14 protein-coding genes are annotated in these 16,059 nt (G+C 64.0%); 4 read left to right on the forward strand and 10 right to left on the reverse strand.

Translation table 11 applies throughout. From position 1 onward, the window contains the following. Positions 1–57: 57 nt before the first annotated feature. From AC04SF_RS23500 to AC04SF_RS23530, 7 genes are all read right to left on the reverse strand, one after another. Positions 58–870 (reverse strand): 3-methyl-2-oxobutanoate hydroxymethyltransferase, encoded by an 813-nt coding sequence (locus AC04SF_RS23500; protein WP_096456191.1) that lies wholly within the window; start codon positions 868–870, stop codon positions 58–60. Positions 871–880: 10 nt separating this feature from the next. Further along, on the reverse strand, positions 881–1,663 hold the full coding sequence (locus tag AC04SF_RS23505) for a TIM barrel protein (protein WP_488479708.1): 783 nt from the start codon (positions 1,661–1,663) through the stop codon (positions 881–883). Position 1,664: 1 nt separating this feature from the next. Beyond that, on the reverse strand, positions 1,665–1,976 hold the full coding sequence (locus tag AC04SF_RS23510) for a MocE family 2Fe-2S type ferredoxin (protein ID WP_488479744.1): 312 nt from the start codon (positions 1,974–1,976) through the stop codon (positions 1,665–1,667). A gap of 110 nt (positions 1,977–2,086) precedes the next feature. Further along, positions 2,087–2,911 (reverse strand): ATP-binding cassette domain-containing protein, encoded by an 825-nt coding sequence (locus AC04SF_RS23515; protein ID WP_488479709.1) that lies wholly within the window; start codon positions 2,909–2,911, stop codon positions 2,087–2,089. After that, positions 2,911–3,912, reverse strand: coding sequence for an ABC transporter permease (locus tag AC04SF_RS23520; RefSeq protein ID WP_488479745.1), 1,002 nt, complete (start codon positions 3,910–3,912; stop codon positions 2,911–2,913). Before AC04SF_RS23520 ends, AC04SF_RS23515 begins: the two co-directional genes overlap by 1 nt. Before the next feature lie 259 nt (positions 3,913–4,171). After that, positions 4,172–5,152 carry a sugar ABC transporter substrate-binding protein gene (locus tag AC04SF_RS23525; protein ID WP_488479710.1) on the reverse strand — a complete coding sequence of 327 codons (981 nt, stop codon included), beginning with the start codon at positions 5,150–5,152 and terminating at the stop codon, positions 4,172–4,174. 96 nt (positions 5,153–5,248) lie between these two features. Beyond that, positions 5,249–6,268 carry a sterol desaturase family protein gene (locus AC04SF_RS23530; RefSeq protein ID WP_488479711.1) on the reverse strand — a complete coding sequence of 340 codons (1,020 nt, stop codon included), beginning with the start codon at positions 6,266–6,268 and terminating at the stop codon, positions 5,249–5,251. A 281-nt stretch (positions 6,269–6,549) separates the two neighbouring features. Here AC04SF_RS23530 and AC04SF_RS23535 point away from each other — a divergent pair, with 281 nt between their 5' ends. Continuing rightward, positions 6,550–7,587: a LacI family DNA-binding transcriptional regulator gene (locus AC04SF_RS23535; protein WP_488479712.1), complete on the forward strand. Its 1,038-nt coding sequence runs from the start codon at positions 6,550–6,552 to the stop codon at positions 7,585–7,587. Positions 7,588–7,620: 33 nt separating this feature from the next. On the opposite strand, the gene AC04SF_RS23540 is transcribed toward AC04SF_RS23535, so the two are convergent. Next, on the reverse strand, positions 7,621–9,168 hold the full coding sequence (locus AC04SF_RS23540; RefSeq protein ID WP_488479713.1) for a helicase HerA-like C-terminal domain-containing protein: 1,548 nt from the start codon (positions 9,166–9,168) through the stop codon (positions 7,621–7,623). A 307-nt stretch (positions 9,169–9,475) separates the two neighbouring features. Here AC04SF_RS23540 and AC04SF_RS23545 point away from each other — a divergent pair, with 307 nt between their 5' ends. After that, positions 9,476–10,918, forward strand: coding sequence for a methylmalonyl-CoA mutase subunit beta (locus tag AC04SF_RS23545; protein ID WP_488479714.1), 1,443 nt, complete (start codon positions 9,476–9,478; stop codon positions 10,916–10,918). Further along, positions 10,915–13,038 carry a methylmalonyl-CoA mutase gene (gene scpA / locus AC04SF_RS23550; protein WP_488479715.1) on the forward strand — a complete coding sequence of 708 codons (2,124 nt, stop codon included), beginning with the start codon at positions 10,915–10,917 and terminating at the stop codon, positions 13,036–13,038. The genes AC04SF_RS23545 and scpA overlap by 4 nt, the downstream gene beginning before the upstream one ends. Before the next feature lie 11 nt (positions 13,039–13,049). On the opposite strand, the gene greA is transcribed toward scpA, so the two are convergent. Then, a complete protein-coding gene (gene greA, locus AC04SF_RS23555) occupies positions 13,050–13,523 on the reverse strand; it encodes a transcription elongation factor GreA (protein WP_488479716.1) in 474 nt (157 codons plus the stop codon). A gap of 120 nt (positions 13,524–13,643) precedes the next feature. Between greA and AC04SF_RS23560 the strand changes: the two genes are divergently transcribed. Further along, positions 13,644–15,020: a TIGR03808 family TAT-translocated repetitive protein gene (locus tag AC04SF_RS23560; RefSeq protein ID WP_488479717.1), complete on the forward strand. Its 1,377-nt coding sequence runs from the start codon at positions 13,644–13,646 to the stop codon at positions 15,018–15,020. 9 nt (positions 15,021–15,029) lie between these two features. On the opposite strand, the gene AC04SF_RS23565 is transcribed toward AC04SF_RS23560, so the two are convergent. Continuing rightward, positions 15,030–16,034 carry an asparaginase gene (locus tag AC04SF_RS23565; protein ID WP_096456168.1) on the reverse strand — a complete coding sequence of 335 codons (1,005 nt, stop codon included), beginning with the start codon at positions 16,032–16,034 and terminating at the stop codon, positions 15,030–15,032. Positions 16,035–16,059: the final 25 nt, after the last annotated feature.

The raw sequence follows: 16,059 nt of genomic DNA on the forward strand, positions 1-16,059 counted from the left end.
GGAGCGGCGGACAGCCGTCGCTCCTGCCACGCCTGTCGGCGCCCAAAACGATTTCAGTCAGAGGCCAAGCGGAGCCTTGAAAGCCGCGAGTTCTTCGTCGGCGATCGAGACGAGGTGCTGCGGCTCGGGATAGGCGCCGGTCTTCACGTCAGAGATGAACTCGCGATAGGCGGCGATGCGCTCGCGCTGCAGCCGCTCATATTCGGCGGCGAAGTTGCGATAGGTCTTGGCGTGGCGCGGTCTGTGGCCTGCGGTGTGGCCGAGCACATCCTCGCTGAACAGGTACTGCGCGTCGGCATGCGGTCCGGCGCCCATGCCAAGCATGATCATCGGCGTGCTCCGGGTGATCAGTTCGGCAATCCGGTCCGGCACCACTTCCAGCTCGGCGCCGAAGCAGCCGATGGTTTCGAGACGCTTGACGTGGTCCCACACAGCACGCGCGCTCTCGGCCGTCCTGCCGACGGCCTTGAAGCCGCCGGTCCAGGTGCATTGCGAGGGGATCAGGCCGACATGGGCGACGACCGGCACGGCGTTGTCACAGAGCGTCTTCTGGATGTCGAGCGAGGCGGCACAGTAGAAGCAGTCGCCGCCGATGCGCATGAAGTGGTAGGCGGTTTTCAGATAGTCCTCCGCCGTGACCAGATTGCCCGCGGGACCGTAGGGAAGCCCGACCTGCACGAAGCAGCGGCCGGCCGCCTCGCGCATCTCGGGCGAAAAGAAGCGGCCCTCGATCGAAAGCATGTCGATGCCGGCGGCGTCGGCCGCCGCAGCCTCTTCGAGCGAGGTGACGTACAGCATGGAAATCTTCTGGCCGCGGCCCTTCATGGCGCGGATGTCGGCAACGGTGGGCCGGCTGTTCTTGGTGACCATTCTTTTTCCCTCAGACAGTGAAAGCTTCGCGAAAGGCCTGCAGGGCCGCTTCGGGGTCACCGGAGGCGAATGCCTCCATGCCCACCGGCCCGCGATAGCCCATCTCCTTCAGCGCATGGGCAATGCCCCGGTAATTGATCTCGCCGGTGCCGGGCTCCATGCGTCCGGGCACGTCGGCCACCTGAACCTCGCCGATCCATGGCAGGCAGGCGCGGCACAGCTCGATCAGATTCCCTTCGCCGATCTGCGCATGGTAGAGATCGAGATTGAGGCGCAGGCCAGGCCGGTCGACATCAGAGACCAGCGCCAGCGTATCCTGCGCGCGCCCGAACGGTACGCCGGGATGGTCGACCGGCAGGTTCAGATTCTCCAGCGTAAAGGTCACGCCTTCCGCCTCGGCGAGGTCGGCGATGCGGTTCAGCGTGTCGCGCGCCTTGAGCCACATGGCGCCGGTGACGGTCTCGCAAGACGTGACCGGCAGGCCGCCTTCGCCGAGCCCGGTGCCGTGCAGATTGAGCCGCGCGACGCCGAGGCGCTTGCCGACCGCCGCTGTCTCCCTGGCCGTCTTCAACAGCTCGGCGGCGCCCTCGTCATCGGCAAGCCGGCCGCTGAGATAGCCGTTCATGATCGAGAAGGTCGCGCCGGATCTTTTCAGCATCGCAAGGTCATGGTCCGGCCAGTTCCAGAGGCCGACCTGGAAACCCATTTCGGTGAGGCGCTTGACGCGCCATTCCATCGGCTTGTCGCGCCACAGCATTTCGACGCAAGCCGCAAGGGTGAAAGTATCGGACATGTCAGATCTCGATGTACACGCGGCCGTCCTCGACCTTGGTGGTGTAGGTTTTCAGGTTCACGCAGACCGGTGCGCGCAGCGCCTCGCCAGTCCGGTAATCGAACACACCGCTGTGTTTCGGGCATTCGATCCTGTGATCCATAACCAGCCCTTCGCTCAGATGCACCTTCTCATGCGTGCACAGCCCGTCGGTGCAGAAGAACGCATCGTCGGGACTGCGGTAGATGGCGAAGGTCCGGCCCTCGTGATCGAAGCGGATGACGTCCTCTTCGTCGATGTCATCGGTCGCGCACGCATCAATCCACTTTGCCATTGTCACTCTGCCGTCTGTTCTTTGGTTGGTTGAAAAAGGGCGGCCGGCGGGATTTCCGCCGACCGCACAGGAAGATGCCCGGGAGGAGGAGAGATGGGCGTCTTCGCTGGTCATGCATGGCTCGCGCCCTGCGGCGCATGCCCGTCATCGGTGGCGGAGAAGCTCTCGATCTCGGCTTCGAGCTCGGCCATCTGCTCGCCGCCGGCCATCAGGTCGGTGATCGCCTCGCGGCTTTTCTCGCCCTTGCGGAAGTCGGCGGCCTTGGCGCCTCTGATGAGCACGGCAAAATGGTCGCCGACGGTCAGCGCATGGACGACATTGTGGGTGATGAAGATCACCGCGATGCCCTTGCGGCGCGCCTGGAGCACAATGCGCAGCACATGCGCCGCCTCCTTGACGCCAAGTGCGGCGGTTGGCTCGTCAAGAATCAGCACGCTGGCGCCGAAATGCACGGCCCGTGCGATCGCCAGCGCCTGGCGTTCGCCACCCGACAGTCCGCCGACGAGGCGATCGCCGTCGTCGATGCGGGTTATGCCGAGTTGGCGCATCTCGGTGACGGCGATCTCATTGGCCCGCTTGCGGTCGTAGATGATGAGCGGCCCCCAGCGCCGCGTCGGCTCGGCGCCGACGAAGAAGGAGCGGCCTATGCTCATCAGCGGGAACGTGCCGCCGAACTGGTGAACGGTCGCGATGCCATGGTCGCTGGCATCACGGGGGCTGTCGAAGGCGACCGATTTACCGTCCATTTCCATCGTGCCCGATGTCGGCCTGTGGACGCCGGAGAGGATCTTGATCAGCGTCGACTTGCCGGCGCCATTGTCGCCGAGCAGGCACAGCACCACGCCTCGGTTGACCTCGAGCGAGATGTCGTGGAGCACGTCGATCGGGCCGAACGACTTGTTGATTGCGGTCAGTTTGAGCAGGGGCGTGGTCATCAGCGTGCCCTCGGTTTGGCACGCGGCGCGTAGGCCAGCGCCATGGTGCGGAAGGTGTTGTTCATCAGCACGGCCGCCAGCAGCAGGACGCCGATGATCAGGCTTGCCCAGTTGGCGTCGAAGCCGGTGTAGAAAATGCCCTGGTTGACGATGGCGAAGGTCAGTGTGCCGAGCACGATGCCGACCACCGATCCGTAGCCGCCGGTGAGCAGCACGCCGCCAATGACCACCGCGATGATGGAGTTGAAGATGAACGACTGCCCGGCGGCCACCTGGGCGCTGTTGTAGAGGATCGCCTGCGACATGCCGACGAAGGAGGCGCACAGGCCGCTGCTCATGAAGAGCGCGATGGTCACCCGGTCTGTCGGGATGCCGGCGTTGCGGGCGCTGACGGCGTCACCGCCCATGGCCAGGACCCAGTTGCCGAAGCGCGAGAAATTCAGGATGAAGCCGACGACCAGGATGGCGGCGATCCACCAGAACAGCGTCACCTCGAACTTGCCGCCGAGATAGTCGCCAAACAAAAGCTTGGCGGTTGGGCCGCTCTTCAGCGCGACGCTGGTGCTGCCGGAGAGGATGACCGAGAGGCCGAGCGTCAGGCCGGCGAGCGCAAACAGCGTGGCGAGCGTAACGACGAAGGACGGCACTTTGGTGCGGATCACCAGCACGCCGTTGACGAAGCCGACGGCGAGCCCAAGGCCGAGCGCGGCGAGGATGCCGACGACGATCGGCAGGCCGTAATGGCCCGACAGAATGGCTATGGTCATCGAGCTGGCGGGGACCATCGAGCCGACGGAGAGATCGAGATACCCGGCGATCATCAGCAGCCCGATGGGAAGCGCGATGATACCGAGTTCCGAGGCGACGTTGAGCCAGCTCGCGACACCCCCGGCCGACATGAAATTGGCGCCGCCGAAGATCGAGAAGAACACCAGGACGGCGATCATGCCGATCAGCGAGCCGACTTCCGGCCGGCGCACGAGGCTGCCGATCGAGGGCATCGAAGAGCGCTGGGAGGGCGGCGCGGTGGCAGCCATGGCGGGTTGGTGATGGGCTTGGGATGTCATCGAAATGTCCCTGGCATTGTGGCTTGAGATAAGGCTCCCCCTTCTCCCCTTGTGGGAGAAGGTGTCGCCACAGGCGACGGATGAGGGGTGTTCCAGCTTGGCAATGACGGCGCTCCGTCACGCACCCCTCAACCGTCTCGGCGCTGCGCGCCAATCCACCTTCTCCCACAAGGGGAGAAGGGGAGGCTCAGCGCTAGCGGGCGCCGGCCGCGGCACCGGCCATCGTCGCATCGACATTGGCTGCGTCGACGATTCCCGGTCCGGTCAGCACCGGCTTGGTCGGCAGGTCGAGCCCATAATTGACGAAGCCGTTCAGCAGCGACACCGCGAGATAGCCCTGCAGATAGGGCTGCTGGTCGACAGCGAACATCTGAGTGCCGGCCTTGATGCGCTGCAGGCCGGTCTCGTCCATGTCGAACGAAGCGAGCTTGACCTTGTCGCCGGCATTGGCCTGGCTGATAGCATTGGCGGCACTGTTGGCGTCGCCGGCGCTGATGGTGATGACGCCGTCGATGGTGTTGTCCTTCAGCACGGCGGCCTTGATCGCCTCGGCGACAGCGGTCGGGTTGCCGAAGCTGGACGAGGGCAGCGGCAACTGGCTGGATTTGCCGCCGCTCTTGGCGATGGCGTCGGCAATGCCCTTGCAGCGGTCCTCGGTGTTGGTGGCGCCCGGCAAGGTGTTGACGCACAGCACGTTCTTGGAGCCATGGCTGCCGTAATAGGCGCCGCCGCCCAGGCCAGCGGCGTATTCTTCGTTGCCGACATAATTCATGGCGCCGAGCCGCTTGGCGGCGTCCATGCCGCCGGAATTGTAGATGATGAGCGGCACGCCAGCCGAAACGACTTCCTTGAAGGCGTCGTCCATGGCCTCGGGCACCCAGTCGGGGCCGACGATGGCGTTCGGCTTCTGGCTGAGCGCGGTGCGGATCAGCTTGGCGGCGTCCGGACCGAGATTGTCGTAGTTCTGCGGACCGAGCCAGGTCACCGAGCCGCCGGTCAGTTCGGCGACCTTGCCGGCATCGTCGGCGCCCTTCTTGACCTTCGACCAGAACGGGTCGTCCGCCTTGCCGCCGATGACGAAGATCTTCGCCCCATCGGCCATGGCCGACGTAGCCGATGTCGCCGCCACGCCCGCAAGCATGATCGCCGTGAGCAGTTTCGTGATCGTTTTCATTTCATTTCCTCCCGGTTGCCGTCGTCAGACGGGTTTAGAAAAACTTGAATTCATCCGCAGGCGCGCACCTCTCCCGTTGCGCGTTGCGTCGCTTGATCAATGGTTCGCCGCGGCCTTGGCGTTCATGCGTTCCTTCTTTTTCTGGAAGCGGGCGTCCATCATGGCTTCGCCCTCTCGGGTGCCGTCGTGCCAGGTGCCGAACCACCGATCGAGGGGGATCAGCCCGTCGCCGCCATAGTTCACCTCGAAATATTTGTGGTGCAGGTAATGCGTGTAGGCATGGCTGTTGACGGCCGTATCCTCGGTCACTTCCAGCTTGTCGAAGCCGAGATGGCCATTGACGGCGCCGAAGCCGGCGACATGCAACTGGAGCAGCGCGACGATTGGATTGGACGGGATGACGAGGTGCCAGAAGGCGACCGCGTGGTAGAGGAACCCCTCCACCGGATGCATCGACAGCGACGACCAGGGCGACGGGTTGATCGAATTGTGATGGACCGAATGGATCCAGCGATAAAGCGGACCCCAGTGGATCAGCCGGTGGATGAAGAAGAAATGCACCTCGTGGATGGCCGGCGCGACCAGCACCAGTGCCGCGAGGTAGACCGGATGATCCGTCCAACCGACCCACGGCACGTAGCCATTGGCAAAGCACCAGAGGAAGACGACTTCGACCAACGTCCACAACGGGATGGTGATGAAGAACGAGCGCAGGAAATTGTCGAGGTTCTGGCTCTGGAACCAGAACACGTCGGAGGGCGCATCGGCGGGGAATTTGTGGTTGTATTTGAACCGCGTCGCCTGGGCGCGCTTGATGTAGTAGCGCAGTTCGAAGATGCCGTAGAAGACGAGGATCGCCGCGGCGTTGACGGCATAGAGCCATAGCGCCCAACCCCAGCCGATGGCCTTCATCGTCTCGATGCTGGGGACGATATAGAACCAGTAGAGCAGAGCGGTGGCCATGTGGAAGGCATTCCACGGCCAGATATAGCCGGGCAGCCACGCCAGTATCTTCGGCAGTTTGGGCGGCCAGTTCCATAAGGGCGCCCCCTCGACGCGTCCGTTCGGCTTCCAGTCGCCGCGCTTGTCGCGCACGCCATATTTGAGATCGTCCATGCAATTCCTCCACCCGCAATGCCGCACCCGCAACGCCTTGGGATGGGCCACACGCGCACGCTGCCTCACACCGCCTGTGAGCGGTGGGCGAAAAACCGTCTGCGCTGCTGCTATCCTTGGGCTGGCGGTGCGTCCGCCTTGCTCGCTTTTGACGAGATAAACATCTTGATCCAAAATGAATCAAGAATAGAATGTTTGTTCCAATTGGATTGTGTCATTTATATCAAACTGGCACGATAAATGATATTTTAGTATCAATTGCACCAAGCGGATGGAACGAAATGGATCAGAACAAGCGGCCAACGATCAAGGATGTGGCTGCCGAGGCGAATGTTTCGGTGGCCACCGTCAACCGCGTGCTAAGCGGCTCAGGCGCCGTCCGCCAGGGCATGCGCGAGCGCGTCCGGCTGGCGGCGGAGCAAATCGGCTTCTACGGCATGGGCGCGCTGCGCAGCCGTGTGGCGGCTGCCCGGCCGCGCTACCGGTTCGGTTTCCTGCTGCACCAGCCTGGCCGCGCCTTCTACCGCAACATGGCCGAGGCGCTGCGCCTGGCAACCGAAACGATACCCGATTGCGAGATAGAGCTGCGCACGGAGTTTCTGGACGATCTGTCACCGCAGAACGTCGCCTCGCGCATGCTGGCGCTCGGCGCCGAATGCGATGCCGTCGGCGTCGTTGCAGCGGTGCATCCTCTCGTCACCCAGGCGGTGGACACATTGCATGCCCGCAACGTGCCGGTGTTTGCGCTGATCTCGCAGATTTCGGCGACCGGACATGTGCGCTATATCGGACTGGACAACTGGAAGGTCGGGCGCACCGCAGCCTGGGTGTTCGAGCATGTCTGCCGCGCACCCGGCAAGCTCGGCATCCTTGTCGGCAACCACCGCTACCGCTGCCAGGAGATGAACGAGAGCGGCTTTCGCTCCTATTTTCGCGAGCACGCCCCTGGCTTCACCCTGCTCGAGCCGCTGCTGACCTTCGAATCGAGCGCCATCGCGCAGGAAATGACCGAAAAGCTGCTGAACGAAAATCCCGATCTGTCCGGGCTTTATGTCGCCGGCGGCGGCATCACCGGCGCTATTGCCGCCCTGCGCTCCACCGGCAGGGCCGGAAGCCTCGTCGTTGTCGGCTATGAACTGATGGAGTCGACCCGCCCGGCGCTGCTCGACGGCACGCTGACCTTCATCATCTCACACCCCCTCGCCCGCATCGCGCAAGAGACCTTGGCTGGCATGATTCGCGCTGTCTCAGCGCCGAACGAAGGCGGGAGTTTTACATCCATTCTGCCCTTCGAGATCTACACCCGCGAAAATATCTAGCGGGCAGCGCCCGACACGCTGTCGGCCTGGGGCTCAACGCCCCCGCGACAGGCTTCCTAAGATCCCGCGCACGATGGCGCGTCCGACCGACGAGCCGACCGAGCGCACCACCGACTTGATCGCGGCTTCGGCCACCGTCTGGCGATTGGACGGGCGTGGCGCCGGCGCGCGCCGGCCGCCGGACTGCGGCGCGGGATCATCATTGCCGAAGCCCGGAATGGTCCAGCGCGAACCGCCAGTGCCGGCCTGCTGCGCCTGCGCTTCGGCGTCCTGTGCCTCCTTGGCCTTCTTCTGCAGGATCTCGAAGGCCGATTCGCGGTCGATGACCTGATCGTACTGGCCGGCGACCGGGCTCTCCGCGATCAGTTTTTGCCGCTCGGCGGGGGTTATCGGCCCGAGCCGCGACGACGGCGGACGGATCAAGGTGCGTTGAACCATGGACGGAATGCCCTTGTCCTCTAGTGTCGAGACCAGTGCCTCTCCGGTGGCGAGCTGGGTGATGGTGGTGGCGCAGTCGAAATCGGGATTCGGCCGGAACGTGTCGGCCGCCGTCCTAACCGCCTGCTGCTCGCGCGGTGTATAGGCGCGCAGCGCGTGCTGAACACGGTTGCCGAGCTGGGCCAGCACCTTTTCCGGGATATCCAGCGGGTTCTGCGTGACGAAATAGACGCCGACGCCCTTCGAGCGGATCAGGCGGACCACCTGTTCGACTCGGTCGATCAGCACTTTCGGCGCCTCGTCAAAAAGCAGATGCGCCTCGTCGAAGAAGAACACCAGCTTCGGCTGGTCGGGATCGCCGACCTCGGGCAGTTCCTCGAACAGTTCCGACATCAGCCAGAGCAGGAAGGTCGCGTAGAGCCGCGGGTTCATCATCAGCTTGTCGGCGGCGAGCACGCTGACGGCGCCCCGGCCGTCACGCGTGGTGCGCATAATGTCGGAGATGCGCAGGGCCGGCTCGCCGAAGAAGTTGGCCGCGCCCTGCTGCTCCAGCACCAGCAGCGTGCGCTGAATGGCACCCACCGATGGCTTGGTGACATTGCCGTAGCGGGCGCTGATCTCTTCGGCGCGCTCGGCGATGTTGGCCAGCAGCGCCTGCAGGTCCTTGAGATCGAGAAGCAGCAGGCCCTCTTCATCGGCAATGCGGAAGGCAATGTTCATGATGCCTTCCTGCGCGTCGGTCAGGTTCATCAGCCGCGACAGGAGCAGCGGCCCCATTTCCGAAATGGTCGCGCGGATCGGGTGGCCCTGCTCGCCGAACAGATCCCAGAAGATAACGGGGAATTCCTGGAAGTCGTAGGGCTCGAGCTTGACCTGTGCGGCCCGCTTGACCAGGAAATCCTGTGCCGTGCCCATCATAGCGATGCCGGAGAGATCGCCCTTGATGTCGGCGCAGAACACCGGCACGCCGGCATTCGAAAAGCCTTCAGCCAGAATCTGCAAGGAGACGGTCTTCCCGGTGCCGGTGGCTCCGGTCACCAGACCATGCCGATTCCCGTACTGCAGCAGCAATTCCTCGGGGCGCTGATAGCTGTCGTCGGGCTTGCGGCTGGCGCCGATGAAAATACTGGTGTCGTCAGCCATATCCAGGGTCTCCGCAAATTGATGTGTCAAAAGCCAGCCTTTGCCCGAAGGTATAGTGAGGCTGTCGCACAGCGACAATGACAATTGTCCAAACTGGGGCTTATCGTCCAAAGCGGGCCAATCGCTCAAATCGGATTTTGGAACTTGCGGATTTTGCTGGTGTTTGGCAATCGTTCATGGTTCGTCCACACAAGCCGACCTATATCCAATGGATCGCATTCGGACCCCGGACGTGCATTGCGATAACCGACCGGGGACCGTAGACTGAACCGCCCGGCTGGTGCGGCCACATGAATGAGGAAGATGGATGGGCGCCGGAGCCTTGACTAGGGATGCTGAACCTGTGAACGCGGAGCGCCAGCGATGGCTGGCCCTGGCGGAAAAGGCGCTGGCCGGCGCATCCTTCGAGGAAAAGCTGGTTTCGCACACCGACGACGCCATCCGCATCGAGCCGCTCTACGACCGTTCTACCGGGGCCGAGCCGATCGTGCGCGCGAATCCCCGATCGCCCTGGATCGTCAGCCAGCGCGTCGACGATCCCGATGTCGATCGCGCCAGGGCGCAGGTCCTGGATGATATCGCGCAGGGTGCAACGGGACTGTCGCTCGTCTTCGAAGGCGCCCCGAACGCATTCGGCTACGGCCTGCCGAGAACCGCGCAGGCGCTGGAGACGGTGCTGGAGGGCGTGCCCCTCAACCGGGTCCAGATCCGCATCGACACCCATCCGTGGAGCCGCCCTATGGCGGATTGGCTGGTGGCGTTCCTGAGCAAGCGCCGCTCCGATCCGGCAAAACTCAACCTGTCCTTCGGCATCGACCCGGCGGCGATCCTTGCCGGCACCGGCCGGTTGCGCATGTCGATCGAGGCGCTGCAGGAATCGATGCCGCAATCGCTGGCGCATTTCTTCTCGATGGGCGTTCCCGGCGTGCTTCTGGAGGCGGACGGTCGCGTCTTCCACAATGCCGGCGCCACGGAGGCGCAGGAACTCGGCATCATGCTGGCTTCGGCTGTCTCGTATTTGAGAATGTTCGAGAAGGCGCGGCAGCCACTCGTCTATGCCGCGCCGCATATCGGCTTCGCGCTCAGCGTCGACCAGGACCAGTTCCTGTCGATGGCCAAGGTCCGGGCGTTGCGCAGGCTGTGGGCGCGGGTGCAGGAGGCCTGCTCGATTCCCAATTCCACCGCCAACATCCATGCCGAGACTTCCTTTCGCATGATGACGGCACTGGACCCGGAGACCAACATCCTGCGCACGACGATCGGCTGTTTCGCCGCGGCGGCTGGAGGAGCCGATTCGATCTCGATCCTGCCGCACACGATCGCGCACGGCCTGCCGGCGCCTTTTGCCCGCCGCGTCGCACGCAACGCGCAGCTGGTCATGGCCAATGAAAGCCATGTCGATCATGTCGCCGATCCTGCCTATGGGTCCGGTGCGGTCGAAGCGCTGACAGCGGACCTTTGCGAAGCCGCTTGGGCGGAACTGCAGATGATCGAGGCCGAAGGAGGCGTATTGTCCAGCCTTCGGGACGGGCATATCCAGAAGCGCGTTCGCGCGGCCGCCGCTCGTCGCGACGCCGCCTTCAAGGCCGGTGAGCGGGCGATCATCGGCACAACGCTCTATCCGCAGAAGACCGAGCGTCCGGTCGAGACGCTGGACGCAAAGCAGCGGCCTGCCTTCACCGAAGGCGTCGTCCTGTGCGAACCTCTCCCTCCTGTTCGCATCGACCAATCCATCGGGGCCGCCTCTTGATTCCGGATTTCAGTCAGGTCGGCTGGGCGCCGCCGCGCCGCGCGCCGGTCGAAGTCAAGGGCCAGCGGGTGACGCCAGAAGGCCTTGTCGTCAAGCATCTCTACAATCAGGGCGATCTCAAGGGTCTGCCGCATCTCGACACCTATCCGGGCCTGCCACCTTTCGTGCGTGGCCCCTACCCAACCATGTATGTCCAGCAGCCCTGGACGATCCGGCAATATGCCGGTTTCTCGACGGCCGAGGAGTCCAACGCGTTTTACCGGCGCAATCTTGCCGCCGGCCAGAAGGGCCTGTCGGTCGCCTTCGATCTCGCCACGCATCGCGGCTATGACAGCGACCATCCGCGCGTTGCCGGCGATGTCGGCATGGCGGGCGTCGCCATCGATTCGATCCTCGACATGCGGCAGTTGTTCGACGGCATTCCCCTCGGTGACATGACGGTGTCGATGACGATGAACGGCGCGGTGCTGCCGATCATGGCGCTCTATATCGTCGCGGCGGAAGAACAGGGCGTTGCGCAGAAGGATCTGGCCGGGACCATTCAGAACGACATTCTGAAGGAGTTCATGGTCCGCAACACCTACATCTATCCGCCAAAGCCCTCGATGCGGATCGTTTCGGACATCTTCTCCTACACATCGAAGAACATGCCGAAGTTCAATTCGATATCGATCTCCGGCTATCACATGCAGGAAGCCGGCGCGACGGCCGACCTGGAGCTCGCCTACACGATCGCCGACGGCATAGAATATGCCCGCGCCGGTGTCGCGGCGGGCCTCGATATCGACCGCTTCGCGCCACGCCTGTCCTTCTTCTGGGCGATCGGCATGAATTTCTTCATGGAGGTGGCCAAGCTCAGGGCGGCGCGCCTGCTGTGGGCGACGCTGATGAAGAAGAATTTTGCGCCGAAGGACGAGCGCTCGCTGTCGCTACGCACCCATTGCCAGACGTCCGGCTGGTCACTCACGGCGCAGGACCCGTACAACAACATTATCCGCACCATGATCGAGGCGATGGCCGCGACGCAGGGGCATACCCAGTCGCTGCACACCAACTCCTTCGACGAGGCGATGGCGCTGCCAACCGACCATTCGGCGCGCATCGCCCGCAACACGCAGCTCATCCTGCAGAAGGAATCCGGCACCACACGCATCATCGACCCGTGGGGCGGCTCGGCCTATCTCGAACGGCTGACGCACGACCTGGCGGCGCGCGCGCTGAGCCATATCGAGGAAGTCGAGGCTCTCGGTGGCATGGCCGCCGCGACCGAACAAGGCATTCCGAAGCTGCGCATCGAGGAAGCGGCGGCGCGCACGCAGGCGCGCATCGATTCCGGCGAGCAGATGCTGGTCGGCGTCAATGCGCATCGCCCCGAGAACGACATCGAGGTCGACGTGCTGAAGATCGACAATGCCGAGGTCAGGGCCCGGCAATTGTCGAAGCTGCAGCGGCTGAAGGGCACGCGCGATGTCGCCGCCGTGGAAAGCGCGCTCGATGCGCTGACCCGCGCCGCACAGGGCAATGAGAACCTGCTGGAATTCGCCATACGCGCCGCGCGCGCCAATGCCACGGTCGGCGAGATCTCGTTTGCGCTCGAAAGAGCCTTTGGCCGCCACGTCGCGACGGTGCAGACCATTTCCGGCGTCTATCGCAAGGCGCTTGGCGACAGCCCCTTGGTCGACGGGCTGCAGGACAAGCTCGCAGCTTTCGAGAAGAAGAACGGCAGCAAACCGCGCATCCTCGTTGCCAAGATGGGACAGGATGGCCACGACCGCGGCCAGAAGGTGATCGCCACGGCCTTCGCCGATCTCGGCTTCGACGTCACTGTCGGCGCGATGTTCCAGACACCGGAAGAGATCGCGAAACTGGCGGTCCAGCATGACGTCCATATCATCGGCGCCTCATCGCTGGCGGCAGGACACCTGACGCTGATCCCCGAATTGCGCGACGCGCTGAAAAAGCTCGGCCGAGGCGACATGCTGATCGTCGCCGGCGGTGTTATCCCACCGCAGGACTACGACGCGGTGCTGCAAGCCGGCGCGGCGGAAATTTTTCCGCCAGGGACTGTTATTCCGGAGGCGGCGGACCGGCTGATGGATCGGCTGCTGGCGGCCAGCTAGGCTATGCGGCTCTAACTGTCCGACAGCTTGACGATTTCCCATTCCTTGCCGTTGACCGCGGCCACGTCGCCGATCTTCTTGCCGAACAGAGCGACCGCCATTGGCGAAACGTGGGAAATCGTGCCCTTGGCCGGATCGGCCTCGTCCTCGCCGACGATCTTCCAGTGCACCTTCTTGCCGTCATCGCCTTCCAGCGTGACGCCCATGCCGAAGCGGACGACGTCGCTGTCGGGCTCCGGAACGGACAGTTCGGCGTTTTCGCGCCGGGCCGTCCAGTAGCGCAGGTCGCGCGACACGACCGCGATGCGCTCGCGATCGGCCTTCTTCTCGGCTTTCGCCAGAATGTCGCGCAGATCGGCCAGATTGTCCTCGATCTGGGCCAGGCCGCGCTCGGTCACCAGGTTGCGGTGCGTGCTGATCGGCCGCTCGCCGACGCCGGCGATGGCATTTTCGCTGTCTTCTTCGCGGGTAAAAGCTCTGCTCATCCCCTGAACTTATGCGCAGCGTGGCTGCTCGACAAGCCATTGCCGATGTCTTGCGAAAAGGAACACAACGTCTGGCACGATTCCTGCGACATCGGAGGTGAACTCTAGGAATCTGTGCCGATGTTGAACAGACGAACGCTGCTGACCGGAACCGCCGGCTTTGCCGTGATGGGCCTCGCGCTTGGCAAGGCGGCGGCAGCCAGCCTGGCTGGTATCGAAAAGGCCTCGATGCGCGGCTCGATCAACGCCACCGAACTTGGCGTGCAGCCCGGCACATTCGATGACCAGAGCAAGGCCTTTGCCAAGCTGCTGCGTGACTCGAACGACCGCGATATACCGGTGTTCCTGCCGGCGGGTACCTATGTGGTGTCCAACCTCTCGCTGCCCAGCCGCGTGCGCCTTTCCGGCGTGCCGGGCGCCACGCGGATCGTCTATGGCGGCGATGGCCACCTCTTCATGGCCGAACAGGCCGACCATGTCGAACTGAGCGGACTGGTCTTCGACGGTTCGAACCGCTCGATGGGCGACTATGCGCAAGGGCTGCTCGACCTGCGCCGGGTCGGCCATCTCGTTGTCGACAATTGCCAGATAACCGGCAGCGGCAAGAACGGGCTGGCGCTGGAACACGCGGCGGGCCGCATCGAACGCTCCGACATATCGGGCGCGGCCGACGCCGGCATCTATTCGGTCGAAGCAGCCGGGCTGGCGATATCGGGCAACACGGTCTCCGACTGTGCCAATGGCGGCATTCTGGTGCATCGCTGGCAGGCGGCCGAAGACGGCACAATGGTCACCGGCAACCGTGTCGAACGCATCGGCGCGCGCAGCGGCGGAACCGGTCAGAACGGCAATGGCATCAATGCCTTCCGCGCCGGCAACGTCATCATTTCGGGCAATGTCGTCTCGGATTGCGCTTTCTCGGCGATCCGCGCCAACAGTTCCAGCAATCTGCAGATTTCCGGCAATACCTGTTCGCGCTCGGGCGAGACCGCGGTCTATTCCGAATTCTCGTTCGAGGGCGCCATCATCAGCAACAACATCGTCGATGGCGCGGCCAACGGCATCTCGATCGTCAACTTCAACGAAGGCGGCCGCATGGGTGTCTGCTCCGGCAACATCGTGCGCAATCTGTCGACCAGCGGCCCCTACACCGCCGATCCGCCCGGCTTCGGCGTCGGCATCGCCGTCGAGGCGGACACCATCGCTTCCAACAACGTCATCGAGAGCGCGCCGCTCTATGGCATGTCGATCGGCTGGGGACCGTATCTGCGCAATGTCGTGGCCACGGGCAACATCATCCGCAAGGCCGGCACCGGCATCGTCGTTAGCGTGGTCGAGGGCGCCGGCACCGCCGTCATCTCCGACAATGTCATCGACGGCGCGCTGAAGGGCGCCGTCATCGGCCAGCGCTGGGCCGAGCCGGTGACGGCTGACCTCACCCAGCTAAGCAACAGCGGCTTTGCCCATCTGACTGTCGAGCGCAACCGCGTCAGCTGAGAGCAATCTTCAATTCAAGGCTGGGGTCGGCCTCAGCGCGCCGACCTTGGCTCCGATCCGGCTTTCGATCGGTGCGTTTGCCAGTTCGATGAGCTTTGCCGACAGGGCCTCGTCCGCACGCAGCAGCTTGGCGAGGACGGCGGCGACCATGGCTTCGCTGGCGCGGTGGGCGCCATCATCGCATTTCAGCGCGATACCGAGGCCAAGCTCCGGAATTGCTGCACAGTGGACACCTTCGGCGCCGCCTTTCGCAAAAATCCGGCCCGGTGCTGCTTCCATCAGGGCGACGTCTTCGCGGCCGGTGCCGGCGACATAGAAGGGCTCCGCCATGCAGGCGGCCAGCAACCGCTTGGCCGCCTTGGCCCGCTCAGGGCCGAAACCATTTGTCGTGGCCATGCGGGCAAAGCCGAGTGCGAAACTCTTGAGCGGCACCGCATAGGTCGGGATTGAGCAGCCATCGGTCGCCCGCTCATCGGCGCCATGGACAGCGCCGGTGACCGCCTGCATGGCGTCGCGCACCATCTCTTGCAGTGCGTGCCCCGCCTTGACGTAGCCACGGTGCGCAATGCCGGAGTGCACGCAGGTACAGAGGAAACCGGAATGTTTGCCGGAGCAATTGTTGTGCAACGCATTGGGCAAATCGCCAGTGCGGGCGAGTGCGATCTCGGCGTCGTGGTTTGAAGGCCAATGAGCGCCGCATTCAAGCGCCGACTTGTCCAACCCGGCCTTGGCCAGCATGGACCGTGCCAGTTCGACATGCGCCGGCTCGCCCGAATGCGAGGCACAGGCCAGCGCCAGCTCGCGATTGCCGAACCCATAGGCATCGGCAGCACCCGTTTCGACCAGCGGCAGGGCCTGGATGGCCTTGACCGCCGAGCGCGGAAACACCGGCTTCGAGGTGTCGCCGATCTCCAGGACCGGCTTGCCATCGGCATCGAAGACCGCGACGGCACCGCGATGCGCGCTCTCGACGATCGCGCCGCGCAGAACCTCGATCAGAACCGGATTTGCCATGCCACCTCCAACGAATGCTGGGGCG

This window comes from Mesorhizobium sp. CNPSo 4671 (genome assembly GCF_057784245.1).

Bases quoted from the DNA above. Each gene is read 5' to 3' on its own strand.
- AC04SF_RS23500 (WP_096456191.1), bottom strand. From the start codon at position 870: ATGGTCACCAAGAACAGCCGGCCCACCGTTGCCGACATCCGCGCCATG.
- AC04SF_RS23505 (WP_488479708.1), bottom strand. From the start codon at position 1,663: ATGTCCGATACTTTCACCCTTGCGGCTTGCGTCGAAATGCTGTGGCGC.
- AC04SF_RS23510 (WP_488479744.1), bottom strand. From the start codon at position 1,976: ATGGCAAAGTGGATTGATGCGTGCGCGACCGATGACATCGACGAAGAG.
- AC04SF_RS23515 (WP_488479709.1), bottom strand. From the start codon at position 2,911: ATGACCACGCCCCTGCTCAAACTGACCGCAATCAACAAGTCGTTCGGC.
- AC04SF_RS23520 (WP_488479745.1), bottom strand. From the start codon at position 3,912: ATGCCCTCGATCGGCAGCCTCGTGCGCCGGCCGGAAGTCGGCTCGCTG.
- AC04SF_RS23525 (WP_488479710.1), bottom strand. From the start codon at position 5,152: ATGAAAACGATCACGAAACTGCTCACGGCGATCATGCTTGCGGGCGTG.
- AC04SF_RS23530 (WP_488479711.1), bottom strand. From the start codon at position 6,268: ATGGACGATCTCAAATATGGCGTGCGCGACAAGCGCGGCGACTGGAAG.
- AC04SF_RS23535 (WP_488479712.1), top strand. From the start codon at position 6,550: ATGGATCAGAACAAGCGGCCAACGATCAAGGATGTGGCTGCCGAGGCG.
- AC04SF_RS23540 (WP_488479713.1), bottom strand. From the start codon at position 9,168: ATGGCTGACGACACCAGTATTTTCATCGGCGCCAGCCGCAAGCCCGAC.
- AC04SF_RS23545 (WP_488479714.1), top strand. From the start codon at position 9,476: ATGGGCGCCGGAGCCTTGACTAGGGATGCTGAACCTGTGAACGCGGAG.
- greA (WP_488479716.1), bottom strand. From the start codon at position 13,523: ATGAGCAGAGCTTTTACCCGCGAAGAAGACAGCGAAAATGCCATCGCC.
- AC04SF_RS23560 (WP_488479717.1), top strand. From the start codon at position 13,644: ATGTTGAACAGACGAACGCTGCTGACCGGAACCGCCGGCTTTGCCGTG.
- AC04SF_RS23565 (WP_096456168.1), bottom strand. From the start codon at position 16,034: ATGGCAAATCCGGTTCTGATCGAGGTTCTGCGCGGCGCGATCGTCGAG.